This is a genomic window from Rhizobium sp. R711, assembly GCF_002211365.1.
GTDB lineage: Bacteria > Pseudomonadota > Alphaproteobacteria > Rhizobiales > Rhizobiaceae > Rhizobium.
The window spans coordinates 1-25,866 of the sequence record NZ_LOKZ01000022.1; the positions used below are offsets into that span (position 1 = coordinate 1).

Annotated in this window: 20 protein-coding genes and 2 pseudogenes; 13 read left to right on the forward strand and 9 right to left on the reverse strand. The window is 57.1% G+C overall.

The genetic code is table 11. From position 1 onward, the window contains the following. Together ATY80_RS18050 and ATY80_RS18055 are read right to left on the reverse strand one after the other, a co-directional pair. A pseudogene (locus tag ATY80_RS18050) lies at window positions 1-265 on the reverse strand (integrase); the annotation flags it as partial. Between the two features lie 343 nt (window positions 266-608). Beyond that, window positions 609-2,967, reverse strand: a pseudogene (locus tag ATY80_RS18055) (hypothetical protein). 342 nt (window positions 2,968-3,309) lie between these two features. On the opposite strand from ATY80_RS18055, the gene ATY80_RS18060 reads away from it, so the two are divergent. From ATY80_RS18060 to ATY80_RS18080, 5 genes are read left to right on the forward strand one after another with little or no spacing between them, the layout of a single operon-like run. After that, window positions 3,310-3,675, forward strand: coding sequence for a hypothetical protein (locus ATY80_RS18060; RefSeq protein ID WP_141105572.1), 366 nt, complete (start codon window positions 3,310-3,312; stop codon window positions 3,673-3,675). Further along, window positions 3,672-5,078, forward strand: a complete 1,407-nt coding sequence (hxsB, locus tag ATY80_RS18065) for a His-Xaa-Ser system radical SAM maturase HxsB (RefSeq protein WP_088693737.1) — start codon at window positions 3,672-3,674, stop codon at window positions 5,076-5,078. Before ATY80_RS18060 ends, hxsB begins: the two co-directional genes overlap by 4 nt. Beyond that, window positions 5,075-6,157 (forward strand): His-Xaa-Ser system radical SAM maturase HxsC, encoded by a 1,083-nt coding sequence (gene hxsC / locus ATY80_RS18070; protein WP_088693738.1) that lies wholly within the window; start codon window positions 5,075-5,077, stop codon window positions 6,155-6,157. Before hxsB ends, hxsC begins: the two co-directional genes overlap by 4 nt. Then, window positions 6,154-6,807, forward strand: a complete 654-nt coding sequence (gene hxsA, locus ATY80_RS18075) for a His-Xaa-Ser repeat protein HxsA (protein WP_088693739.1) — start codon at window positions 6,154-6,156, stop codon at window positions 6,805-6,807. The genes hxsC and hxsA overlap by 4 nt, the downstream gene beginning before the upstream one ends. A gap of 24 nt (window positions 6,808-6,831) precedes the next feature. Next, entirely contained in the window at window positions 6,832-7,992 is a 1,161-nt protein-coding gene (locus ATY80_RS18080) for a hypothetical protein (protein ID WP_088693740.1), read from the forward strand. On the opposite strand, the gene ATY80_RS18085 is transcribed toward ATY80_RS18080, so the two are convergent. Beyond that, the gene (locus tag ATY80_RS18085) at window positions 7,986-9,896 is read right to left on the reverse strand and encodes a DUF4236 domain-containing protein (RefSeq protein WP_088693759.1); all 1,911 of its coding nucleotides are present in this window, start codon (window positions 9,894-9,896) and stop codon (window positions 7,986-7,988) included. The two genes, ATY80_RS18080 and ATY80_RS18085, sit on opposite strands and share 7 nt — an antisense overlap. A 521-nt stretch (window positions 9,897-10,417) precedes the next feature. Here ATY80_RS18085 and ATY80_RS18095 point away from each other — a divergent pair. Then, entirely contained in the window at window positions 10,418-10,624 is a 207-nt protein-coding gene (locus tag ATY80_RS18095; RefSeq protein ID WP_088693742.1) for a hypothetical protein, read from the forward strand. Between the two features lie 51 nt (window positions 10,625-10,675). Here the strand turns inward: ATY80_RS18095 and ATY80_RS18100 are convergent, their stop codons facing one another. From ATY80_RS18100 to ATY80_RS18110, 3 genes are all read right to left on the reverse strand, one after another. Next, on the reverse strand, window positions 10,676-12,286 hold the full coding sequence (locus ATY80_RS18100) for an ATP-binding protein (protein ID WP_088693743.1): 1,611 nt from the start codon (window positions 12,284-12,286) through the stop codon (window positions 10,676-10,678). Further along, entirely contained in the window at window positions 12,286-13,668 is a 1,383-nt protein-coding gene (locus ATY80_RS18105; RefSeq protein WP_088693744.1) for a nucleotidyl transferase AbiEii/AbiGii toxin family protein, read from the reverse strand. Before ATY80_RS18105 ends, ATY80_RS18100 begins: the two co-directional genes overlap by 1 nt. 432 nt (window positions 13,669-14,100) lie before the next feature. Beyond that, window positions 14,101-15,096: a LacI family DNA-binding transcriptional regulator gene (locus ATY80_RS18110; RefSeq protein WP_088693745.1), complete on the reverse strand. Its 996-nt coding sequence runs from the start codon at window positions 15,094-15,096 to the stop codon at window positions 14,101-14,103. 171 nt (window positions 15,097-15,267) lie between these two features. On the opposite strand from ATY80_RS18110, the gene ATY80_RS18115 reads away from it, so the two are divergent. From ATY80_RS18115 to ATY80_RS18140, 6 genes are all read left to right on the forward strand, one after another. After that, window positions 15,268-16,215 (forward strand): sugar ABC transporter substrate-binding protein, encoded by a 948-nt coding sequence (locus ATY80_RS18115; protein ID WP_088693746.1) that lies wholly within the window; start codon window positions 15,268-15,270, stop codon window positions 16,213-16,215. Window positions 16,216-16,341: 126 nt separating this feature from the next. Beyond that, a complete protein-coding gene (locus ATY80_RS18120; RefSeq protein WP_088693747.1) occupies window positions 16,342-17,463 on the forward strand; it encodes an ABC transporter permease in 1,122 nt (373 codons plus the stop codon). Window positions 17,464-17,465: 2 nt separating this feature from the next. Continuing rightward, on the forward strand, window positions 17,466-18,260 hold the full coding sequence (locus ATY80_RS18125) for an ATP-binding cassette domain-containing protein (RefSeq protein WP_088693748.1): 795 nt from the start codon (window positions 17,466-17,468) through the stop codon (window positions 18,258-18,260). An 81-nt stretch (window positions 18,261-18,341) separates the two neighbouring features. Continuing rightward, complete coding sequence (locus tag ATY80_RS18130) at window positions 18,342-19,145, forward strand: TIM barrel protein (RefSeq protein WP_088693749.1); 804 nt, start codon at window positions 18,342-18,344, stop codon at window positions 19,143-19,145. A gap of 41 nt (window positions 19,146-19,186) precedes the next feature. Further along, a complete protein-coding gene (gene iolG / locus ATY80_RS18135) occupies window positions 19,187-20,179 on the forward strand; it encodes an inositol 2-dehydrogenase (RefSeq protein WP_088693750.1) in 993 nt (330 codons plus the stop codon). Between the two features lie 144 nt (window positions 20,180-20,323). Then, entirely contained in the window at window positions 20,324-20,635 is a 312-nt protein-coding gene (locus ATY80_RS18140) for a MurR/RpiR family transcriptional regulator (RefSeq protein ID WP_088693751.1), read from the forward strand. 380 nt (window positions 20,636-21,015) lie between these two features. Here the strand turns inward: ATY80_RS18140 and ATY80_RS18150 are convergent, their stop codons facing one another. The 3 genes from ATY80_RS18150 to ATY80_RS18165 form a co-directional block, all read right to left on the reverse strand. Then, complete coding sequence (locus tag ATY80_RS18150) at window positions 21,016-21,918, reverse strand: NAD(P)H-binding protein (RefSeq protein WP_088693753.1); 903 nt, start codon at window positions 21,916-21,918, stop codon at window positions 21,016-21,018. 423 nt (window positions 21,919-22,341) lie between these two features. Beyond that, a complete protein-coding gene (locus ATY80_RS18160) occupies window positions 22,342-23,175 on the reverse strand; it encodes an SDR family oxidoreductase (RefSeq protein ID WP_088693755.1) in 834 nt (277 codons plus the stop codon). Between the two features lie 79 nt (window positions 23,176-23,254). After that, window positions 23,255-24,673: a coniferyl aldehyde dehydrogenase gene (locus ATY80_RS18165; protein ID WP_088693756.1), complete on the reverse strand. Its 1,419-nt coding sequence runs from the start codon at window positions 24,671-24,673 to the stop codon at window positions 23,255-23,257. 95 nt (window positions 24,674-24,768) lie between these two features. Here ATY80_RS18165 and ATY80_RS18170 point away from each other — a divergent pair, with 95 nt between their 5' ends. Further along, window positions 24,769-25,386, forward strand: coding sequence for a TetR/AcrR family transcriptional regulator (locus ATY80_RS18170; RefSeq protein WP_088693757.1), 618 nt, complete (start codon window positions 24,769-24,771; stop codon window positions 25,384-25,386). The last annotated feature ends 480 nt before the right edge of the window (window positions 25,387-25,866 follow it).

Here is a 25,866-nt window from a genome sequence, read left to right on the forward strand (position 1 = left end):
GCAACAGTGCTTCCGGCGCCGGCCAGGGCAGCGGGCTGCCGGTGGCCGCCAGGCCCCAGGCTTCGAGATAGGCGAGGTCCGAGGTGATGGCGCGCAACGTGTTGTCGCCCATGCCCTCGTTGACGAGGTGGCGCAGCGTTTCGACGTCGTGGTCGGTCAACAGCTCGGCGAGTTCGTCCCGCCGCTCGATCGGCAGGACCGCGGCAATGATGTCGAGTTCCTCGGCACGGGCTTCGATCCCGGTCAGTTTCTTAGCCATCGCCACCCTCCCCCGCGGCCGTCGAGACCGTGCTTTGCCCCGACTTTCGCTGATTTGCGACTCCAGATCAACTATCATCGATAACCGGTCATTATCGATGGTTAGACGTCTCGCAAATTACCATCACGGACGACGGAAGCTAATTGCTTTTTCGCTTCTGAAACAGAAAAGAATAGCGTTGATTCATATGGTTAAGAAGATAAAAACGTCGCAAACTTCCGCCAAGTTGGCAGTAACGGACGCGGAGAATGAGGCCATAGGCAATTGAGGGCAGGCCGAGCCTGCCCGCGCCTCGGCGGCTCGGCCGAACCTGAGCGGGCCGGTCCCTGGGCAAAGCGCCCCTTCCGGCCTAAGCCGCTTCCCAGACCTGGTTCAGGATTTTTGCGGCGAGCGCCGCCTTGTCCTGCGGCAGGAACCGGCCATAGTGCTGCTGCACCACATCCGGCGTATCCTGGATCGCATAACTCGCCTGCTCGTAGGATCCTGTCTGTTTGAGGATATGGGTCGCCAGAATATCCCGGACATTGTGCGGACCGTGCGGCAGCAGGCCCTTGATGGCGCCGCGACCAGTATACGGGTTGTAGATTCCATATCGTTGGATGACGGTTCGCCAGGCCTCATAAAAGGTCGCGGAGTCGTAGGCGGCCTCGATGCTGGTCGTCTTGACCGTCTTCACGAACAGCGTGCCGGGATCCTTCGACCCGGCGAGCAGCACACCGCGGTGGCGGTCGATGTACGCGTCCAAGTATTTGTAAAGGTCGAGCAGGTCGGGCAGGATCAGCCGGAACGGTTTCTGCCCGAAGAAGGACGAGCCGGAATTCTTGAACGCGACCGACGGAATGAGCACTTCCCAGCCACGCTCGCGGTCGCTCCAGCGCAGCTCCCCGCACTTCATGTCTTCCAGCCGGCGCTCCGCCGTTGGAAAATGACCGCGCGGGCAGACGCGCAGCTGCCGGAGGTTCTTTTGCCGCAGCCCCAAATGAAGCCCGAGCCGCAACATCAGGAAGGAGCGGACAGCTGCCGCCGCCGGTCGCGGATAGAGATGTTCGTCCGGCATCCGCTTCAGGATCTCGTCCGTGATTTTACGATACTCTGCCAAAGGGCTGTCCGCTTCGAGGATTACCATGATCGGCTCGAACGGATCGCGATGCACGCGCATGACCCGCTGAACTTCCTTGGAACGATTGGCGGCATGCCGATGAAACGCGTCGCAGGCCCCATGCCAGTCACGCGAAGCGAATTCGATCTCCTCAGCAGCGATCAGCCCTTCGATCGGTCGAACATTCCTCAGAAGCTCCGGATGCTGCCGGATCCAGCCGACCTCGGCACGGGTGAGGGCCTGTGCGACCATCAGCATGTCTTCTTCCCACTTGGTGTAGAAGCCGCGCCGCTGCTCGCGCCATTGCAGGTACCAGTCCCACACGCCTGGGAAAATCAGCAAGCCGAAGGTCAATTGGCTGAGCGGGACGCCGCGGCCTTTGACGATGCCGGCGGGTGAGGCGGCCAGCGCCCCGAACATCAGCCCAAGATGCTCGATCTTTTGCGATGCCGTTTCCTCCCCCCACACACCATTGCGCTGAAACCCGATCGCCGTCAGCGTCGAGGTCTTGAAGCGGATCAGTTCCGCCATCTCCATCGCCAGCCGCGGCGGCGCGTCGACCACGCCGGAAAGAAGGTCCTGACCCTCGAAGGTTTCGTCCGCACTGCGACTGGCGCCGCTGGACAGTACCGGCGATCGCGGAGACAGCGATCCGCCGCCATAGGTGATGCCGGGAAACCGGATGGCATAACGTTGCTTGCTGGCCGCCGCCTGGTATCGGCGATAATCGGTCGAGCCGGAGATGATGACGCGCCGCACCCAGTCGATGATTTCCTCGCGCTTGGAGAACGGCAGGCTGCCAAAATCGTCCGGTAGATGCCAGGCCAATCGCCGCCGCTCGGCAGGACTGATGTCGCCAAGGTCGTGACCGTTGAGTGAACGCGACTGATGCGGAAGCTTGGCCTTGAAATATCCCTCCGCCAGTCGGTAGCGTCGCTCGATCCGGGCGAGGATTTCGAAGCTGGCAATGGACCTCGGCGCGCGTTCACCCTGGATCCATGACAACAGGGTCTTGTGGTCGAAGTTCTCGCCGAGGCGAATGATCGCGCGATAGAGTTGCCAGTAACTGTCACCGAAGCGGCGCATCTGGTAGATGAGGGCGTCCTGGAAGCTCTCGGGATCGTCTGCCGCCTCGAATAGCGGTTCGGGAAATTCCTGGATCGGTTTGGGCTGCGGACCGCGCGGCGCTGAAGCGGATTGAGACGGAACCTCGTCTCTCCCACCCGTTGCGGCTTGCGGGTGGAAGATGCGGTCGGTACTGTCGCGCGACGAGCGGGTTTGCGCGATCTGGGTTTCGGTTGCGGAGCCCGAACGTCTTCCGCCGCGGGCGGCATCCGCAGCCATCGGAGGATGGCGTCGAGGGCAGGGCGTAGCTGGTTTTTCAGCTCCGGAGTCATCTCGTCCTCGATCCCGCAGGTCCGCGCGATCGTTGCCCCCAGTCGAGGCGGCCGTTCAGCAAAGGCGGCGACTTGCGGTAGATGATCAAGCTGATGAGGTAGGGCCTGATACTCTCCAGGACGTGTTTCGATGCGGTCGGCGCTATGCGGACGTCGCAGTAGTCTGAAATTTTTCGCTGAAAATGGCGTGAGGAAACGTCTTGTTTTGGCATGCTCTCATTCCATAGCTATCGGCCCCAATGCCGACGGCGAGCGGAAATAGGAGCTGTCCTTTAACATACGGTATATCGGAAAGTGCAGAAGACCCGTCGCGGTGGGTGTTTTGGGTACCGGGAAGGGTATTGAACTGCCCCCATTTTGACCAGACACTCAGCAAACAGGAGGGCTCAAGCACAGGCTGGTTTGAGCCGGAGAAGACGGTATCATCAAGGCCAGACGTGACGGCGTTGCAAGAAGCCGAGATGGGCTGAGGGCCTCCGTCCGCGAGATCACTCTCCTTCCGAACTGGTTTCCGGCCCCATAAGGGTGATGAGCGTCAAGTTATTCTCAGGAAAATGCAATACAACCATCTGGTGATCAAGCGGCCGAGTTGCTACAATCGATGCGAAGAGGGAGTCGATCGCCATTGTCCGATGGAAAGAACAGAATTCAGCACGCCGATCCAGAGATATGAACGACGCACCTTAATCGATATCGACGAAGCGCATCGACCTTACCTTGCTGCGGCCATTCTTCGTTTTAATGCGATGAATGCTGTGGCGAAGGTCGAATTGTCTACACAAATAACGTTATTCGATGACGGTTCGTCGCTGATCGACGTGTTGATTTCGGATTTTCAACACTGCCTCTATCGCGGAAAAATTTATACAGAGACGCTTCCCCTGCGAAGGGCGCTCATCAGCGGTGTCCTCGGGCGATGACCGTCTTCCCTCTGAAATTCACCCGTTTGGCTTCTGATTACCTATTCGTTGATGACGCGGGTGGGTATTTCCGGGCAGATGGCAGATTCCTTGAGCGATACGCTGGTGGCGATCTGACCGCCTCAGATAGCGGGTTTCTTCATTCGAACGGGCATGCATTCGATGAAGTCGGCGACCCAGCGTATATGGGTTTTGCATATCGGTGGGCACAGCGACTGCATCGTCCGCAGGAGCTGAACTATGTCATTCTCGTGCCGACACTTCGCTGCAATTTGGCGTGCGGCTACTGCCAGGTGTCGCGGGTCAACGAAAACACAAGTGGGTTTGACTGGACCGAAGACACGCTCGCCCAGGTCCTCTGTTTTCTCGATGGCATGGACACAGCAAGTGCGAAGATCGAGTTTCAAGGCGGCGAACCACTTTTGCGTTTGGACCTGCTGGAGACGGTTCGAGATTTTGCGCGGCGGAAATTTAAGGACGCAAGCTTCACCGTTTGCACCAATCTGCAGTCTGTTTCCGCTGACGCCTGGGCGTTTCTCGACGCTTCGGACACATTCGTTAGTACGTCGCTTGATGGTGACCTTTCGGCTCACGAACGGCAGCGGACAATCACTTCCCGGGACACCGAGCAGTTTATTTCGAACCTTCGCTATGGGATCGGAAGGCTAGGGCAAGGGAAAGTGTCGGCGTTGCCCACGCTTGATGTCAACAATTTGCCAACCCCGAACCAGATCATTGAGACGTTCGGCGACTTCGGCTTTCGTTCCATTTTCCTCCGGCCTATCAACCATCAAGGTTTCGCTCGGAAGCGATACCAGACCATGGGCATGGATGAGCGATGGAACGACTATCATGGCCGATTCATCGATGCGTTGATCGAGCACAATTGGACAGCAGATTTCCCTGTCGAGGAATTCTACTTCACGCATTGTCTTCGCCGGGTTCTACGCGGCGGCCATAACCACCATGTGGACCTTCGCAACCCGAACATCCTCGGTAAGGACTATATAGTCATCGATTTCGACGGCACGTTTTATCCGTCGGACGAAGCAAGGATGGTGACGAGAGTGGGGCAGATCGACCTGAGTGTCGGCAACCTTTGGGATGGCATCGATCAGGCAAAGCTGGATGTCCTGAATGAGGAAGCGACTAACTCGTTCCATCCAGATTGCATCCACTGTCCATACCAAGCGGCCTGCGGCATTGACGTGATCGACGACCTCTCCCGGTATGGTCGTATCGATGTGCCGAAGCTTGACACTACCTTCTGCCGACGCCACACCGCGATCTTCGACAAGATATTCGAGCTGCTCTATTCGGATGACAAAAAAGCTCACAAGAGCCTTGCGGCATGGGCCGGAATTCCGGAGTTCGATCCTTCGCTGGCTCCGATACACAGATGATCGATTTGCGGCTCAAGATCGATGACGTTCCAATCGACCATCCAAGTATCGTTCGCCTGCGCACCGACACGGTGGAGAGTGAGCATGATGCTGTCATGATCGATCGTGACCACGAGAGTCAAATCTTCGATCTCGCGGGCTATTCGCTTCGCGTTTACGGCGATCCCCAAACCGATCTCGACGGCGACGTGCTCCTTCTAGTACCTGGTCGAAACTCGGCTCATCGATTGCTGCGAGCAGGGTCGAGGCACAACACATTCCTGGTTACCGAGCAATGCGACCAGCTCTGCGTGATGTGCTCGCAGCCTCCGAAGAAATATCACGTAGACCTCTTCGACCAATTCACGGTCGCCGCCACCTTGGCCCCGGAAAACGCGCGCATCACGATATCTGGCGGTGAGCCGCTGCTGCACAAACGAAGACTGTTTCAATTCCTCGTCGCCGCTGCGAAGGCCCGACCGGATATCTCATTTCATGTTCTTACCAATGGCCAGTTTTTCGAGCCTGGCGACGTCGCCCTAATTGATGAGATCGGAAGAGATCGCGTGTTGTGGGGCATTCCGCTGTATGCCCCTCACGCCGCACTTCACGACAGCATCGTTGCAAAGCCGGGTGCGTTTGAAACGTTGTCGCAGAATTTCGGGACGCTAATGAGGGCGGGGGCGGCCGTCGAGCTTCGGACGGTTGTCCTTCAGCAGAACTGGGATGTGTTGCCACAGCTTGCGGACTACGCCTCGACCCGGCTTCCGTTCATTGATGTCTGGGCCATCATGCAACTAGAAAATATCGGTTACGGCAGAATGAATTGGGCGCATTCGTTCAAGGATACGTCGCTGGATTTCGGCAAACTGCGGAGCGCCATCAATCTCGCGATTGGGCGCGGTATTCACACTCTTCTTTATAATTTCCCGCTTTGCACGGTTCCCCCACAGTACCGGCATTTGGCACCAAGCACGATTTCAGACTGGAAGAACAAATTCCTGGAAGAGTGCGGCGAGTGTACGTTGCGCTCTACTTGCGGTGGATTTTTTGAATGGTATAAAGCTGATCAAGGGTTTGGGGGACTGTCACGACAATGAAGAAGCGCAAGGTTTACCTGGTGCCGTCATTGATTGCGGCCGGGTTCATGCCGTCGAAAGGCGATGCAGCGCCACTTGTCGGCCTTACCAAAAAGAAGCCAGAACCCACTCTCTTTGAGCGGCTGCAGGTCAGGCAGGTTTACACCCTCGCAGGTCATAGCTCACATTCGAGCCATGCAAGTCATAGCAGTCATGCTAGTCACGCGAGCCATGCGTCAGGCTCTGGTGGCGGATACGTTGTGCCGCGCGGCGACTACAACAACAGCACGACCTATACGCAGCCAGACCCAACGCCGAGCTATTCGCCCAATCTGGGACCGGTCATCAGAAGTCTACCGACGACTCCCAACATACCGGCGACGACTTCGACTGGCAGCTATTCGACGGGGGGTGCCCCGCAATCTTCCTCGGTGAATACAGCCCCAATGCCGCTGAAGACGTTGCCGGGCAACTCAGACAAATTTCGGCGTATCGTTATTCAGGTTCAGACCGCTCTGATTGCCTTCGGTTATTTCGGCGGCCCGGTAACAGGGCAGGTCGACGCCGCAACGAGGGTCGGACTTAATAAAATGCAGGATGCCTATGGGCTGAAGGTGACCGGAACGATCACGCCTCAGGTTCTCACAGCTTTTGGTATTTCAACAAACTGATCCGATCAGATTGGGGAGGGAGCGATGCGCTCGTCGGTCTTCATTTCCTGCCTGATTTCATTGGCTGCGCTAATCGCAAGCCCCAGTCACGCAGCGATCAGATTTGCCCATGTGAAAGCGGCGAACAACGACATCTTGTTGATTCAAGGAACGTTCGAGCCCAGCGATCTTCCTGATAAGCTCGAGGCCGAAATCAAGAACAGCGCTCCGAAATTCATCGCGTTCATTTCGCCGGGCGGTGATACAGATGCCGCGATCGGATATGGCCGGACTATTCGTCGGATGAAGCTTTCGACGCTGCAAGTTTCGGGTTCGAAGTGCGAGGCTGCATGCTTATTCGCCTTTGCCGGTGGAGTGCGGCGTTTTGCGGAAGACGGCTCGATGGTTGTTGATCGAACACTTCTCTCGCCGGGAAACTCGGGCCCGCAAACCGGCACCGATAGATATAAAACCTACTTTGCGGACATGGGCCTCGACTCCACCTTGTTCACGTTTGTCACCGATCTGACCGACGGCGATCGACGGGTGCTGTCGCTGATCGACATGGCTGGCTTTGGTCTCGTGACGGGGCAGCCTACCCCCTATGTGGCACCGACGGCGGAAGAGACTGCCGTATCCAACGAGGCGCCCTCGACAGCATTGAACGAAGCCGCGCTACAGTTTTTCCTGGAAACACAGCGGACCTGGTCGACGAACGAAGGAATGTCCTTCCTCGCGAACAACTACGGAGATTCCGTTGTCTATTACGGCTCCCGGCGCTCGAAGGCAGACGTCCTAAACGAGAAGCAACAGTTCGCTGAACGGTGGCCTGTGCGCATTTATGCCGTTCGGTCTGGCACAGCATACGCAGCATGCTTTGAAATCTGTACCGTCTTCGCTGTGGTCGATTGGTATACCTACAGCCCCGCCCGTAAAAAATCGTCGTCTGGCGCGGTAAATGCAGCGATGACATGGGACCCCGCGACCCACAAAATTCTGGCGGAGAATGGTAAGATCAAGATCAAGGACAGCTCGGTGGCTGGACCAGATCGGATTATTCGTCGCTGGCTGACCGACAACGCTGCGTGCTCGTTATCGTACGCGCAGGACGCTTGTAATTCACAAGCACTGCTTCTTACGGAATTGACCAACAGCGGCTGGTGCCGCAAACCCGATGCGACTTGGGGGCCGTGCACTCCTCAATAAGTCCGACCACCGGACTGGAAGGTGTTTTGCACCTTGGGCGTGGTTTTTTGACGCGAAACTGGCCGTTGACCAAGCAGCTCCTTCGGTACCCATCCCATCGCTGACGGACCACCAGAGACATGGACCCATCCGCTTTCCGTCTCAAGGATGGCGAGCAATGCATTCTGACCGACTGCGCCGACCGGAATGTATTTTGCACCGGGTCCATCCCTCAGTTGGAAGGGCTGCTTCATGTAGGCAAACTTTGGCTCCGGCGGGGCGATGTAAGGCGGGGCAGGCGGCTCTGATGCCGCGTCCAATGTAGACGCGGCGGGCGCGGTCGCGGCTGCCGCAAGCGCCTCGAAGATCGTAGGATCGGGTGTCGGCTCCTGATCAGTCCGAAGGGAGGCAGGTGTCGAAAATGCCGGATCATTTACTGTCGCCGTAGCGTCAACGTTCGGTGCCTGGATTACGACTGCCGGCTTACCGGTTTCCGAAGCAGAGCCAGAAGGGGTTGTGGCAGGGGTCACCATCGTCGACGGTGATGGTGACCCTTGTGCTGAACCGGCAGCAGAGGCCGCGGGCCTCCCCGGCGTTGACGATGACGATGCGATTTGCCCTGAACTGGTGGGAACAGCGGCCTGCGTTGTGACGGGCCTAGTCGATTTCTCCGCGTTTTGGAGTGCGGCAATAGCAATAGGAAGTCCAAAGATGCCGCCAATGATGAGAGCTATGGCAGGCACAGCGCTCTTTGGTTTCTGTTCCGGTCCACGCGAACTTAGTGCTACTGGCGGCGATACTGACGTCGCGGTCGATGGGATCGCTTTCGGGGCTTGTGCAGCCTCCATCTTTGCCTTCGCTAAAGCTTGGAGAGCGGCGGCGAAACTCGCCAGCTTTCCCACTTGCGAAAATTCCAGTACCTCGTTGAGACCGCTGTCGCTTTGCAGATGAAGGGTATCGTACAGACAGACAGGCAGCTGGCGGTTGTTCCGAAAACGCCGATCGGGCCCGCCATTCTTGTTGGGGTGCTGCCAAGTGCGGTCGACGACCTTCGCGTCATGAGGGACATGACCATCTTCGATAAACCGTGACGCTTGCCAGCGAGCGCGGAGATCAGAATATGACATTGCACCGAAGCGCGAATTGTGGGCGACCAAAGCAACGTCTGGCATGAAATAAATTATCTGCTTCCCTACATGTATCGAGGGCGGTGTGATGTTGCTCTTGATAACCTTCGGCAAAGCGTAGACGAGCTTCGTGGCGGTTCGCTTCACCAGGTGGGATGCGCCTGCATTTCTTTTCCAGGTCGTTAGATCGTTGATCGCACCGCCAGCCTCGATATGCCATTTCCCGGCACAAGAGCTCAAATTGTCGAACGCCGCGATCGTTTCCTTGTACGCCTGCTCGACCGGACCATCGATCTCATAGAAGAGAACTGTCGATCGGCGGTACGAGTCGAGCCACGACCCTACCGCCCAGGCGGGAAGGGTCGCGATCAGGACCCAAATCCCCACTGGCGGCGCTTTCGCCAACACAAGGATGCCGAGGAGAGCCGTGAGCCATCCGAAAAGAGCCGACAACCGCCATTGATTGGCCTTCGCGTTGATTTCGTCCAACACTTCGCCGAAGTTCTCGTCGCGCATCAACAAGACGTCGCCGGACTCGAACTCAGTCATGTTGACCGCAGATACTTCAAAAGTGACCTGAGCGGGAAGTGGTTCGCTAGCAGCTCTCTGTCGACGTTGGCCAGCATTGCCGAGTGACGCTCGATAATACAGTCCTTGTCGTCCGGCATGGATATAGTGGCCCCGAGGTCCAGTACCGAACCTTAAGCCCTTCGCGCCGACAGAGACGCCGATACCTCCTTGGGAAAAATTAAACCGGAATGGTCCCGCCTTGACTGACTTGCGTATGTAGAATGGCACCCCATGCCCCCAGTCCAATTACAACGTGGATGTTACACAGATTCCCGGCTGCAACGAAGAATTTTGTGGCTTGGCTTTTCAGGTCCGGCCCCGCGAAATTTGAATACCGTTGTGTTCGCCGATCGATAGCCGCCAACAGCTCATAACGATAAGGCGGTCCAACTCTACAAGAACGTCGATCATTCGCATCGGCGGGCTGGATTTTACCCGGGAACGTTTAGCAACGGTTTCGAGGTTGATCTGCTTGTCCTTCAGGCGATCCAGCTTGAGCATCTCCCGCTGTACCGCGACGTCCTACATCGCCGATCCTAATCGCGGTGAGCCCTCGAGCGGACGCCCTTTCGGCAGTAAACGCTTTGGCTGCTTTGCGCCCGCATTTCAGACATAGATGGCACTTAACGGCATGCCTCGAAGCTGACATTGCTGGTGGAGTGACAGTGGATCTCTAAACAACAACCAGGTGAATGGTTCCGCGACAATCTTTCCGAACAAGCACGCCCTCTTCTTCAAGTCGATGACATTTGTATCTATACGCGAAGCAGATCGTTCGAGGCTACATTGACGGCAAGGAAAAGTTCTACATGGTGACCGACGCCGTGTACGAGTTGAGAATGTGCGCCAGGGACAATCGTGCGATCGATACCATTGAACACGCGCTGGAGATGGAGGACGAAGGGATAAGGCTGGACCTAATGGGCCGGGCCTTGAAGATATTGGAAAGCTCCTAGCAAGATCGCCGGCGACGTCTATCGAGTGCGAAGTTCAAAAGCTGAAACCGATCACTCTCGCCGAAAAATGCATCCCTCAAGCTCCTTGAAAACCGCCATGTCTTCCGAGACGCATTGGGCCAGCTCAATCTTGAATTTGTCCGCGTTGATGCTGGTTTTTATGCCGCAAAGGTTTTTGATGCGGTTCAGCTCGTCCTTCACGTTCTGGTTCACGATGTCCGTGAAGAATGCATCATAGGATGCTTCATCGAAAGTCAGCCCGTGCTTTTGAGTGTAGGCCTGGAGAACCTCTTTATCGAAAAGGTAGTTCTCGATCTCCCAACGCTTCATGATACGATGATTGTTCGCATTGTTTTTGAGATAAAGCTGCCTGTCTTTTTCGTCGATGGGTTTACCTGAGCCCTGATCCCGGTCTTTGAAAACGAGGATTTCGACTGTCGGGAACACTTTTCCTAAGATCGATATCGCGACCGCGCTTCGCTGGTCCAGTTCGGTGTTCCCGCCGCTGGAGACAAACAGCGTATCGGGCTTAGAGTCGGCGAAAATGCTGTTGAATGCCTGAGCGTCCATCCCCCGCTCTTCGCCGGACGCTTTGGGTGTGTCTCGCCCTTCGCAGTACACGATCGTCTTTGGGCTCACCAACGCTGTTAAGTCATCGAGGGCGATCGCAAAAAGGTCACGCCATCCGCCAGCGGTTGGCTTCATCGGGGTTAGCGTGTGCGGGTTTGCTGCCAGATTGTACTCTGGGCGGAATTGGACGATCTGGCATTTTCCCCGCATTTCGCTTTGCAGCGCCCTTAGAAAGCCGATGCTGTGGGTACTGATCCAGATTTGGCAGTCCTTGCCCACCAACCTGTCTATCTCGATCAGCAGATTTTTCTGGATCGCCGTATTGATATGAAGCTCAGGCTCATCGAGAAGGAATATCGTCTCGGTGTAGTCCTCCTGGCGCAGATAGAGGTCCAGCAGAATATCGACCACTTCCTTCTCGCCGGAAGAAAGGACGTTAAACTCGAATTCCTTCTCATGATCGGGTTTTCGAAAATATAGCGTGCCCTGCGAGGCTTCGACGTTGCCGAGACTCGACACCTCCAGATCAAGGCATTTGCGCAATGACTCGTTGAGGTCTCCGATAATCTTTGCGCGCGCCTCGCTCGGCTTCACGTCGTTGGTGTCGCGATAGGCGTTAAACTTCGCGAAAAGGCGGCGGTAGTTGTCCTCCATTTTCGCGTCCAGGCTCGCGGCATCGCTTGCGCCGTAATTGTTTTGGTCAATCGCTGGCGTCGAGCGCGTTTCTGAAATTTTCAATACACTGTTGTATCGATAGGGGCTCCGGAACGACATGATGGTGGTGCCCTTGCCCGCAGTTGCGAGTCTTTCGCGCACCTGATTGAAGGAGCCTTCCACAAATTCGATTTCGACATTTTGGTAATCGTAATTTGTCAGGCCATCCATCGAGTAATAGATATAGCCTCGGTCTCCGGTGCTGCCGACTCGCCCCCAGGCGTGGGCGTGGAAGAGCAAACCATCGAGGACAGAACTTTTTCCGCAGCCGTTTGGACCCACGAGAGCGATGATACGCGCGGGCCCATCGCCCAGATCGATCGTGAGATCGCGAAAGCGCTTGTACCCGTTCTTCAATCTAAGTTTCTTTATCCGCATCAATATACTCTGTATCCGGAACGTCCGCCGCAGCGGTAACCGTTTGGCGCTTTGTGGTCGATCAAAGCCAAAGACTGGCTTTTGCGGGTGAAAATCTTCTGGCAATAAGGGCATTGAACTTTGAACATGCGCTGCGCTCTTCCGAACGCCGATGGGCGTGTTCGCACTCTGGACAGGCGAGGTGTATTTGAGAAACCTTTGCCGAAGTAGCCCTTCTTCGCCTCCTCCCCTGCCTTGGATAGCTCGATTTCATAGCGAGGCTCGAAGCCCTCGTCTGTTATCTCCAGGCGCTCGACGTTCTCGGCGACAAAGCTTCTGATACCGGGCGGGCTCGTCTGTCCCCCGGTCTGGTCATACGCGTAGAAATACTCGCGCGCATCTTTGCCGCGCGGCCGTTTGTAGGCTAGAGAATACGGCTCGACTATCCGTTCAGCGCCGTTGTAAGTCAGTTTCAAAAGCTTGCGACCTGCGCCGGCGTCCATGATGAGATTCCGGTGTTCGGACGGGAAAAACAGTTGTTCCCGCCAGCCGCCCAGGCTGACGCCTTCAAACAGCCGTTCGATCGAATCTTTGAATCCTTCCACTGCTCGATCGAAACCAAACCGGGTCGGTTTCGGGCAGCGGATAAACTTTTCCCAAACGCCGCCGAAAAAGGTGAGCGGAAGACCAAGCAGGATTTCTTTCGCAGAACCTGGACTTTGACGGAAGATGGTTTTGTCCAGGAATGTGCGCAGCACAACGCCGCGATCGAGTTCGATTGATCGATCTATGAACGTCGAATAGACTAAATCGAAAAGGTCATGCGAATGTCGGCGCTGTATGAGGCACTTCAGCTTGTTCGCTACAACCTCTTCCAATGCCATACATGAGAGCGCCACTTCACACTGGTCCGCGTCCGAATAAGGATGTATTAGGGCCCGGCTCACGGCGGGCAGATACAAGCGATCGAATTCGGTAACGTCAACTTTCACGCTGATCGTCAAATCATCCTGATTCCCGAAAAAGTCTGTGAAGTAAACGCGGCCCTTATAGGAGCGCCGTTCGCTATCGATGAACGGTCCCGCCACAAAGGTGTTTCGATCGACGATGAATGCAACGCCGCAAGCCGCCTCTGCGGCCCTGCAAGCATTGTTGATCTCGTTGCTGACGTTTTCAACGTCAACGGCTGAGGTCATTGAAAAATCGAGGTCCGAAGAGAAACGTGTTTGCGGGTAGTATGCTTTGCGAAGGCAGTTTCCGCCTTTGAAAACCAGCCTCGTTCTGAGGTATTCGTTTTCAAAGATTGATTTCAAAAGCCAGCCGAAAACATAATCTCTTTCGACATTCGCATGATGAATATCGAATTCCTTTGCCTTTGCTTCAATCTCATCGCGTTCGATCATGGAGGCTCCCGAGAGGTGACGCTACAATAAAGCGCACGCATGAGTCGAGTGGCCGATTTTCCTAGCTTGTTCATAAAATAGCTGGTCATTGCCTGGTTCGACCCCGGTGGAGGCGAGAGACCATTTCTTCTTCCCGAACAGCTATTCTTGAATCGGTCGAAGCCCGATCAAGTCAAGCCCTGAAGCCTGCGGGCTTCGGGCCGCGCGAGATTCGAACGCACTTTCTGTCTCCAACGCAAACGCACCGCTGCTTTCTGATCCCGCTCTCCAAAGGCAGACAGTCCCCTGACGGCCCCAAACCGCTCATCGGCTAACTGGTCAACGACTTGACTTGCCGAAGAGGGAGCTCGGAATAACCGGGTCGTCGGTTCCAATCTCTTCAAGGCGAGGCACTCGGTCGTTGGCCGTGCCAACGATTATCGCTTTCGCAGTTCAAGCTGATAGTCTTCGGATCATGCTGCCCGGGAGCGCGATCGTTTCGGATGCACGCTCCCCTGTGATCATGCCGACAATGGCATCGATCATCTTTTCGGTCGGCTGTTCGTAGCTAGTCAATCCATATGCGGGGCCACCGCCCAGTTCAATGTTGTCGAAACCGACGACCGCGAGATCATGGGGAACTCGTAGTCCAAATTCGCTTCTGGCGACATCCATTGCTCCGAGCGCCAAAATGTCGTTCTCACACATCAAGACGTCGATGCGCGAACCCGGCGGGTTATCGCTCAAATAGGCCCGCGCTGCCTCTGCGCCGGCCTGAGCGCTATATCTTTCCGCCGTCAGTTCCATGACGCCTTCAATGCCCTTCAGGCGCCAGCAATTCGCAAAGTGACGGCGTCTGCCCAGAGCGGTCGAAAGGGTCCTCGCTCCCGTCATGAACCCCGGGCGGCGGTACCCTTTGTCGAACAGATATTCGACGATTTCGTTCAAAGCGACTTCGGTGTCACACGCGATTGCCGGCACGCCGGGGATTTGACTGTCTCTGGCAAGGACAAACATTGGGGGAAGACCTCGACCGAGCCGCCGATCCCCCAGCGTTTCCTCACGAAAGGCGGTTCCGAACAGAATGACGGCGTCGAATTGCCGTTGGTCGGCATTGATCAGCGCGTGAACGTGATCGAAATGCCGATTGATATTGATCAATACGGTCAGCAGTCCCTCCGCCTGCAGGCGCTCGGTGAGCATCTCCAGAACCGGGAGCTTGTGCGGGTTGGCGAAGTCGTCGACGAAGACCGCGACTTGATGCGTGATGTTTGTTGCGAGGCTGCGTGCGAGCAGGTTTGGTGAATAATTCAGAGCCTCTGCCGCCTGAAGCACTTTCTGTCGGCTGACATCCGTAATGGACGCACCTGGGGTGAAGGCGCGGATGACCGTCCATTTCGATACGCCGGCGGCTTCCGCCACCTCTTTTGCTGTTGCCCGCTTGCGCATTGCCGCCTCCCTCGATTGGAATGAATATTCCACAAAAAAATAAAAATGGAATGGACGCTTGATTTTTATCGAGGATAAAGTAGTTTTGCTGAGCTTGCTACCGGGTGCAAGTGGAGTTGCAACCGGTAGCATTGGGAAGATCCACCCCGTGGATCGTTTTGGGAGGGTAAAATGAAATTTGGTCTGAAATCACTTTTTGTAGGCGCCGCCTTTGCGGCCGCGATCATCGCGTCTTCGGCAGCTGCCAGTGCCGCCGATATTCGCATCGTTGCCGTCACTCACGGTCAAGCCAACGATCCCTTCTGGTCCGTCGTCAAGAACGGCGTGAGCGCAGCGGCCAAGGACATGGGTGCCAGTGTCGACTATCGTGCTCCGGAAACGTTCGACATGGTGTCGATGGCGCAGCTTATCGATGCTGCCGTCAATCAGAAACCCGACGGGCTTATCGTCTCCATTCCGGACGCCTCGGCGCTCGGTCCTTCCATTAAGAAGGCCGTCGCTGCCGGGATCCCAGTCATCTCGATCAATTCCGGCTCCGATGTTTCGAAAGAGCTGGGCGCGCTTCTGCATGTCGGTCAGGATGAATATACCGCCGGCAAAGCCGCCGGCGCGAAGCTGCAGGAGCTGGGCGGCAAGGAAGGCCTGTGCGTCAACCAGGAAGTCGGCAATGTTTCGCTCGATCTGCGTTGCAAAGGCTTTGCCGATGGTTTCGGCGGCAAGGTCACTGTGCTTCCTGTCAGCAACGATCCGGCCGATGTTCGGGCGAAGGTCAAGGCAGCGCTGAGTTCCAACTCGGCCGTCGATACCGTTATGGCGCTCGGTGCCAGCACCGCCGGTGAGCCGGCGTTGGCGGCCGTCGAAGATGTCGGCATGACCGGCAAGATCAAGGTGGCAACCTTTGACCTTTCGGCTGATTTTCTGAAGGCGGTGGCAGACGGCAAGGCCGCTTTCGCGATCGATCAGCAGCAGTTCCTTCAGGGCTATTTGCCTGTGGTGTTTCTGGCCAATTACGCCAAATACGGGCTCATCCCAGGCGGCAACGTCCCCTCCGGTCCGAACCTCATCACCAAAGAAAAGGCCGCTCAGGTGGTAGATCTTTCCGCCAAGGGAATCCGCTGACCAAGATTGCCGAAAGGCATCCTCCCCGAAGTTCCTCCCCGTTATCGGAGAGGAACTTCGGTTTGATGGAACGCGCTGCAAGGCAGCGCAGATGAAGCGCTAAAATTACATTTACAGGGAGGAATCATGGCTTCGCTTGAGCAGAAAGCAGCGGTCGCGCCTAAAGCCGATGAACGCATCAAGCAGGTGGGCTTCCTAACGCAACTGATGCGTCGGCCCGAGCTTGGAGCTGTGGCCGGCCTGGTGCTCGTCATCGTATTTTTCTTTCTCACCGCAGACCCCACGATGTTTTCGCTTTCGGGCGTGATGACGATCATGGCGCCGGCCTCCCAATTGGGGATTCTCGCTATCGCGGCCGCCCTCCTGATGATCGGCGGCGAGTTCGATCTCTCGATCGGGTCTATGGTCGCCTTCGCAGGACTGATCTTTGGTGTCATCCTGACTAATTTCGGGCAGCCATTGTCGGTCGCCATCGTGATGACGATGCTTTTCGCTGCCTTCATGGGCGCGATCAACGGACAGATCGTGATCCATACGCGTCTGCCATCCTTTATCGTGACGCTGGCCTTCCTCTTTATTCTCCGTGGCCTGACGCTTGTCGGCCTGAAATGGGCGACCGGTGGCTCGACGCAGCTCCGCGGTATCAGCGACCATGTCAAAGACAGCCCGCTGCTTGGAATTTTCTCCGGCGATGCCCTGAAGGGCGCCTTCTTATGGTTGGCCGATCATGATCTGATCGACAAGTTCCCCAATGGCGTGCCGAAGGTCACGGGTGTTCCGGTTTCCGTCTTGTGGTTCGTAGCCCTTGCCCTGCTTGCGACCTGGGTCTTGTTGCGTACGCGCACCGGCAACTGGGTCTTTGCGGCCGGCGGCGATCCCAATGCGGCGAGGAACTCGGGTGTCCCGGTTCACAGGGTCAAAACCGGCCTCTTTGCGTTGACGGCATGTGCGGCGGCTCTGGTCGCGATCATCACCGTACTCGATGCTGGTTCGACCGACGCCAGGCGCGGATTTCAGAAGGAATTCGAAGCTATCATCGCGGCCGTCATCGGCGGATGTCTGCTCACCGGCGGGTACGGCTCGGCAATCGGCGCCTTCTTCGGTGCGATTATCTTCGGCTCGGTTTCAATCGGTCTGACCTATACCAAGTTCGACTCCGACTGGTTTCAGGTGTTCCTGGGCTCAATGCTGTTGCTCGCCGTGCTCTTCAACAATTTCATTCGCCGCAAGGTTACCGGGGAGCGCTGATCATGATTGACGTCAACATTCGAACTCCGGTCATCGAAGTGACCGACATCGTCAAGCACTACGGTTCGGTGATCGCATTGAACGGCGTGTCCATGCAAGTCTCGGCCGGCGAGGTGCTTTGTCTCCTTGGCGACAATGGCGCGGGCAAATCCACCTTGATCAAGACGCTCTCCGGCGTCGTCCGGCCAAGCGGGGGCGTCTTCCTGGTCGAAGGCAAGCCTGTCGATTTCCGCAGTCCCCGCGACGCGCTCGATGCCGGCATCGCGACCGTCTATCAGGACCTCGCGATGATCCCTCTCATGTCGATCACGCGCAATTTCTTCATGGGGCGGGAGCCCCGCAAAGGTTTCTTCCCCTTCCGTCACCTCGACCTCATGCATTGCAACAATGTCACGCGGGAGGAGATGCGCAAGATCGGCATTGATATCCGTGATCCCAATCAGGCCGTGGGCACTCTGTCGGGGGGCGAACGCCAATGCGTCGCCATTGCGCGCGCGGTCTATTTCGGCGCCAAGATCCTCATTCTCGATGAGCCGACCTCGGCGCTCGGCGTGGCGCAAACCTCAATGGTGCTGAAATATATCCATCAGGTCCGGCAGAATGGGCTGGGTGTCATTTTCATCACCCACAATGTCCGACACGCCTATGCCGTGGCGGACCGTTTCACGATCCTCAATCGAGGCCAGACGCTCGGCACCTTTGCCAAGGCCGACATAGCCATGGATGAGCTTCAGAACCTCATGGCCGGCGGCAAGGAACTGCAGCAATTGTCCGAAGAGCTCGGTGGTACGATCTAGTCCGCCGTCACGTCGCAGGTGGTGCCCGTTCTCGAAAGCAGGCGCCGCCCGAAAATCACGCAACAATTATGAAAGACGATCATGAGCGATCGAACGAGGAATAATGGTAGCCCTTTCACGCTTGCGGCATGTGCTGAAATGCTCTGGCGCGACCGCCCGATCGAGTGGCGCGCTTCACGCTTGACGGAAATGGGTTTCGGCGTCGGACTTTGGAACTGGCCCGAACACGATCTCGACAAGCTGGAAGCAACCGGAGCGACCTTCACGATCATGAACGGCTACATCACTGGCCGGCTGACCGACGATGAAGGCGCCGCCGAACTTCTGAGCACAGCGCGAGAGACCGCGCAGATCGGAAAGCGACTCGGCGTGCAAAGGCTCAATCTGCACGGCACCGGTCTGGGAGATGGAGGTCTGCCGGTCCAGCCGGTCGAAGTTGTGACCGGCGCCATGTGGTTAAAGGCGCGCGACACCCTCTGCCGGGTCGCTGACATGGCCGAAGAAGAGGACGTCACCTTCACTCTCGAAAACCTCAATCTGACGGTCGATCATCCGGGAGTGCCATTCGGGCGCGCCGAAGACACGCTGGCGCTGGTCTCAAGCGTCAATCATCCGCGGCTCCGCCTCAATCTCGATCTCTACCATGCCCAGATAGGAGAGGGAAACCTGATCGAGCTTTGCCGCAAATGCCTGCCTTGGATCGGCGAAATCCAGGTGGCCGATGTGCCCGGCCGCTGCGAGCCAGGTACCGGCGAGGTCAATTATAAGATGATCGCGCGCGCGCTCAAGGATTTGGGCTATCGCGGCGCCATCGGCATGGAAGCTTGGGCTTCCGGCGACGATGAGGCGGCGCTCGACCGCTTCCGCGATGCCTTCACGGTTTGAATGATCCAACAATTAACGCTTACAAATACGGAGAAATATCGATGATCAGGTTTGGAGTGATCGGCGCCGGCCGGATAGGCAAGGTACATGCCGCCACCATCGCGGCGAACCCGAAGGCAAAGCTCGTTTATGTGGCCGACGCCTTCAGGGCCACGGCAGAGGCGCTTGCTGCCCAGACAGGCGCCGAGGTCGCTGACGCAGAGGATATCATCAAGTCTCCTGCGGTGGATGCGATCCTGATAGCAACGCCGACGCCCAGTCATGCCGATCTCATCGAGGCGGCTTCGAAGGCCGGCAAAGCGATCCTCTGCGAAAAGCCGGTATCCTTGTCGGTCGAACGTATCAATTCCTGCCTAGACCTTGTAGAGAAGAACAATTCCACGCTGATGATCGGCTTCAATCGGCGGTTCGATCCCAATTTCGCCAGCGTGGAAGCGCGGCTACGTCGCGGCGATGTCGGCGACATCGAAATCGTCACTATCACCAGCCGTGATCCCGCTCCACCGCCAGCCGAATACGTCAAATCCTCCGGCGGCCTCTTCCGTGACATGATGATTCACGACTTCGATATGGCCCGCTTCCTTATGGGCGAGGAATTCGTCGTGGTAAACGCGCTTGGATCGTCTCTTGTCGACAAGGCGATCGGGGCCGAAGGTGATGTGGATACTGCCGCGGTGCAGATGCAGACGGCGTCGGGTCGAATCGCTGTCATCACCAATTCGCGCCGGGCAACCTATGGCTACGATCAACGCATCGAAGTCCATGGTTCTGCAGGCATGCTTGCGGCACGCAATATCCAGGCAACCAGTGTCGAGCTTTCCAACGCCAGCGGTGTCAGCGGCGATCCCGTCCAATATTTCTTCCTTGAGCGCTATGCGCAGGCCTACGCCAACGAGATCAATGCCTTCATCGACGCGATCGACAATGGCCACCGGTCGCCGCGGCCGAGCGGATTTGACGGATTGCAAGCGCAGAAGCTGGCGGAAGCCGCAACCAAGAGCTGGCAAACCGGCAAACCGGTAGCGGTCGATTGATGGAAAGGAACGGGTGCGAACCGATAGCGCTGCACGCGTTATCGGTTCGCACCCGAGGCACGGAGGATGACCTGCCGCCTCCTAGTAGCGGCCAAAGTGGCACCGAGATTGCGGGGGATACGGCCCTTTGAAAGGTGAGGCGCAATGCTACAAGATAGAGACCACCGTCCTCCCGCGACGCTGCAGGAACTGAAGTACCTTATCGCCAAGCGGCAGATCATCTTTCCCAACGGTCTCGAACAGGTCGCGAGGCTGATGTTAGAACAACCGGAAATGATTGCCTTCGGAAGTGCTGCCGCGATTGCACGCAGATGCAGCGTTTCGCAAACGACCGTCCATCGGCTTGCACAGCACATTGGGTTTCGGACATTCGCCGAGCTCCGCGCAATGGTACGAGAACACCTTCGCAGCTCCGCCACGCATTCTCGTGGCCCAGTGTTGAAATCTCCCGCGTGAGTAAAGCTCCCTTGGGCGGAGAAGCGCGAACCCCTGTCCAGGTGGATATATGATCTTCACGCCGGTCATCGACGCGATCGAGAGCTTCTCTCAGAGCTCCGCCATTCGCCAGAATGCGCTTGAACATCATGTCACTCCTACACCTGTGCCAAGCGCTGCAAGATCGATCGGTTCAATATGGTTATCGACGCCTGGCTGTGAGCATGAGATTGACCTTCTGCGCCGCCAGCAGCTCGGCAAATTCTAGTCCCATGCCGCTTGATGCGCCTTTAATCAGTACCCTTTTTCCCAAGGACGCGGTCGCTTTTGCGGCGATTGTGGCACTTGCATTTTTGCATTTGCTTTCCTTTCACCTCACCAGGTCGTGTGCGCGATTGCCGTCAGGCTTCTGGGCGATATGCCTGGGCATGCTGTTGGACAAATTCCAAAATGCTGAGCGGCGGTTTCTTGGCTACCAGCTCCACGTCCGTCGTTAGACGATCATAACGGTTCTGCTGGATGAGAAGCGCCATCGTGGCTAGGTGAGCGAGTATGTGAGGGGTCACCATGCCGCTGTCTTCCAGCGCTTTGCGCCAAGGCTCCCAAGGCACGTCGACGTAGCTGATCGTTTGGCCAAGCGCCTTTGAGAACTCCTCGGCAATGCCGATCATGTCCTGCGATCGCGCACCGGTCAGTTCATAGATCTTGCCGATGTGGTCGGCCGGGGCCTCCAGCACCGTGGCAATGATCCTTGCGACATCGTCACTTGCGATTGGCGATATCTTGCCATCCCCGAAGGGAAGGCGAATTTGCTGATGCTGACGGATTGACTGCATGGACAAGCGAAGAAAGAAGGTATCGAGGAACGCTGTCGGACGGATATGCACAACGGGTAACCCGGACCAGTTCAACGCCTGTTCCGCAAGCCAATGCAGCTTCTGCTGCGGGCTGTCGGTGGTCGACGTGATACCCATCTGCGACACCGTCATCTGCGAGATGTTCACGAATGCATCGACCTTGTGATGTCGGGCGACGGCGGTCGCGTTGATCGTGGCCTCAAGGTACGAGGGCGATACGCTCATTCCGAAGTAGACCCGATCGCAGCCTTCAATCGCACGATGCGTAGCATGCAGATCGAGAAGGTCGCCAACTACGATTTCAACGCCCCGCTCCGCCAGCCTGGCTGATCGCTCGTCGGCCTTGCGGACCATTGCCCTTACCTTACATCCGCGTTTCACCAACTGATCGCACACGGCGTAACCGACGGCGCCTGCAGCACCGGTGACTAAGATTGGGTTCGTCATTTCTCACTCCTTGTAAGCCGCTACGAGGCATATCCCGGAAATTCGCGGCTGAATTCAAATATGGCCCGCCTGTTTTGCAGGCTAACTCCACGGTCGTTCCTATAGGTTTGCGAAGAGAGCCAGCATGCCCGTAACTCTCGGTGTTAGCGCAACATGACATTCAGAATGCGGTCGAGCAGCGTGCCGAATGTCGGGCGGAAAAGTTTGACCAAAACGCTTGAAGCAGCGTCCGGTTCATCCGCTCGGCAGGACCTTTGGTCTGGCACAAAAATCTCGATCCCGAACATTAAGGGGCACAGATACGGTATGGTGGTACGGGCGGCGTTCGCCGTCGCCATCCGCAGGTCGACCTTCCCGAATGCAGACCGGCCGCCAAGAACAGAAGACGGGTAACGGACGGTTGGTCGCCGGCCGACTGCAGTTCTATCCCCCCGTAACGCTTTTGATGACGGCTCGCTGCATCGAACGCGGAGTCAGGCGATTTGAAAATATAATGATCTTGTTCATGAACCCGGCAACTACGGAGGGCTTGCCTTGTGACAGCGCACGGAGACCGCTTTCGGCAACAGGACGGGGCTTCATCGTCAGAATACGCAGCATGCGCGAGACAGGGGCGCTAGCGGCCGAATCGAATCCGGTTTCGGTGTGTCCTGGGCAAAGGCAGGTGACAGTCACCCCTCGAGGGCTGAGTTCATCGTGCAAAGCTTCTCCAAACGACAGCACGTAAGACTTCGTAGCTGCATAAGCGGCAAACCCAGGAACGGGTTGGAATGACAGAATGCTTGCAATGAGGAGTATCTGTCCAGACCCGCGGGTTGCCATATCCTGCCCGAAGATAAAGCTCAGTTCCGTTACCGCCGTGATGTTGAGCTGTATCATATCGATCGTGCGCTCCAGCGGGGTATCCAGAAAATCCCCATGCAACCCATACCCGGCATTGTTCACCAGAATATCGATCTGCAGCGATTTTTCGTCCAGGCTGGTCTTCAAGCGAGCGGCAGCGCCAGGGACCGCAAGATCGATCGGTTCGACAACGATCTCGACACCATATTTCTGTCGAAGCTCTATGGCGAGCTTCTCCATCGGCTCCCTGCGCCGGGCGGCGAGCACGAGGTTTACCTTCTGCGCTGCCAAGAGTTCGGCATATTCGAGACCCATGCCACTGGAGGCGCCGGTGATCAGGGCCCGCTTCGTTGCGGCACCATTCAATTTTCCTACGAGGGATGTTTGCGTTTCCGCGTTACCAACGTTTTGCATTTGGTTCCTTTCAATTGGATGGATATTTCGGCTCAGCTGACACGAAGTCTTGCTTGTTAGCCCCTGCAGAGTTTGAGTCTCACTGAAGCATGAGGTTCAGGATGCGCTCGACCAGCTTTCCGTATGGGGGGTGGAACAGTTTGACGGTGTTCCACCGTCCCTGCTCATAGATACCTTTGGCATGGCTCAGTCGCCTGAAACCCTCGACGCCGTGATAGGCGCCTATTCCGCTGGCGCCGACGCCGCCGAAGGGCAAGTCATCCTGGGCGACATGCATGATCGTGCCATTAATCGTGACGTTGCCCGAGGTCGTGCGGTCGAGCACCTTTCGCCGTTCCGCAGAGTCTCCACCGAAATAGTACAGTGCGAGCGGCCGGGGACGGGCGTTCACATAGGCGATCGCTTCACTGATGTCTCGATAGGGAAAGATCGGCAGAATCGGACCGAATATCTCCTGGTGGGCGATTTTCATCTCATCGGTGACGCCCAGCACTACCGTCGGCGCGAGCGTATGCGGGCGGCGGGCGGCATCGCCGGGCCGGTGCCCGACCTCGATAATCCGTGCGCCGCGGGCACGGGCATCCTCGATCAGGTCAATCAGCGTCCCATACTGACGGTCGTTGACGATGGAAGTGTAGTCCTCGCTGGTCGGACCGTCTGGATAGGCCGCCTTTGCCAGCCTGTCGAAACTCGCGACAAATGTGTCGACCTCGGATTCATGCACCAAGGCATAGTCGGGGGCGATGCAGGTCTGCCCACCGCTAAGAAGCTTCCCCCAGACGATGTCGGACACAAAGCGATCCTGCACGCCACCCTTGGCGACGATGGCCGGGGACTTTCCGCCAAGCTCCAGGGTGACCGGCACGAGATTGTCGCTCGCCGCCTTCATCACCGCGCGCCCCACGGCGGTGCTACCGGTGAAGACAAGGTGATCGAATGGAAGGGTTGAGAAGGCCGCACCCTCACCCTCGACGAGCGCAACCTGTTCTTCCGTGAAGATTTCACCGAGCATCGATGCGATGACGGCATTTGTTGCCGGCGTCACATTAGACGGCTTGAGCATGACGCGGTTTCCCGCGGCGATCGCGGTCACCACCGGCATCAGAGACAGCTGAATTGGATAGTTCCATGGTGAGATGACGCCAACGACGCCAACAGGCTGATACTCGATCCAGGTCCGACCGAATTGCATAAGGAGTGAGACATGACGCCGCTCAGGCCGCATGAAGCGGCGTAGGTTCTTGCTGAGGTAATCGATGCCAGCGATCACGCCGAAGACCTCCATGATCGCTGTCTCGTGCCGGGCACGATGCCCAAAGTCCGAAGAGACGGCCGCCTCAAGGGCCGCGCGGCGACTAATCAGCGCCTGCTTCAGTTTAGCGAGATTGGCGCGACGATGAGCGAGTGATGGCGCTCCGTCGCGCAGGAAAGCGGCGCGTTGGCTTGCGAGAAGACTGCTCATATCATTGGTGTCGCTGTTTTTTTCTATGGCGTTCATGGGGCATTCCGATGTAGACAGAAGAAACTTATGCCTCTACATAGGCGCCGAAGTTATCAGTGTCAACAATGTATCCATGAGAAACTTTGAGGAACATGCAGGCCGCACCCCATCGCCCCTATCATCACGGTGATCTCCGCCGTGCAATTATTGAAACTGCACTGGACATGCTTCGGACAGAAAAGGACTGGCAGTTCACGCTGCGGGAGGTCGCCCGCCGGGCTGGCGTCAGCCACGCAGCGCCCTACAAACACTTTCCGGACAAAACCGCTCTGCTCGTCGAACTCGCCATGATTGGATTCGATCGACTACGTGAGGCGCTAGCGGAGGCGAAACCCGAAGCCCCCCGATCTCTGCTCGAGGAAATCACTCCGATATCTCTGGCATATGTCGCGTTCGGAACCGACAACCCGGCCTTATATCGCCTCATGTTCAGCCCGGAGGAGGGGCGGGCCGTAGGAATGCATCTCGATCAAAGGGCGCTCGCTGTATTCGACGTAGTGCTGGACATGCTCGGACGCGGTCAGGCTGCCGGCACCATTCGCAAGCGGCCAGTCAGGGGACAGGCGACCGCCGCATGGGCGCTCATTCACGGCATCACCCTTCTCGCGATCGATGGACTTCTGGTGCCAGAAAAGGTCGGATCGGCGCCGCTGGAGGCAGCCATTGCCACTCTGGTGGACGGGCTGGCAATCCCGCAACCGAACACTTAGCTGATACCAGGCGGCCAAGTGACTGAGAGGACTGAGTAAAGCGGTGCGAACAACGAGTTGCACGATGGGGTCGTTGGTTCACATACTTTCAAGGCGAGGGAAGCCCTAATTCTCAATCGGCGGCGAGGGAACCGTCAGAAACGGTTCGCGCACAGGCGTCGAGGAGGTCGCCGACATGGTCGGCGTCACGAACGGCACTGTCTCTGCTTCGAAACAGGGAGAAGCAGTTCGAAGCCATCATCAAACCAGTCCCTGACCCCGCCCTGAGGGGCGGATGCAGCTGCTCTCCATCAGGTAGCGGGATAACCTGAATTCCACCAAACATGGGGTAATCGCGGCGCGATCTCCTCAGACCATTTTCTCAGTTGTTGCTGGTAGGGGTGGTTGCCCCCGATAAGATGGGAATACGGGCTCACGATTGGAACCGGGCCCAAACATCATTTGTTGGAGGCAACCATGAACCAGTATATCGGGCTCGAC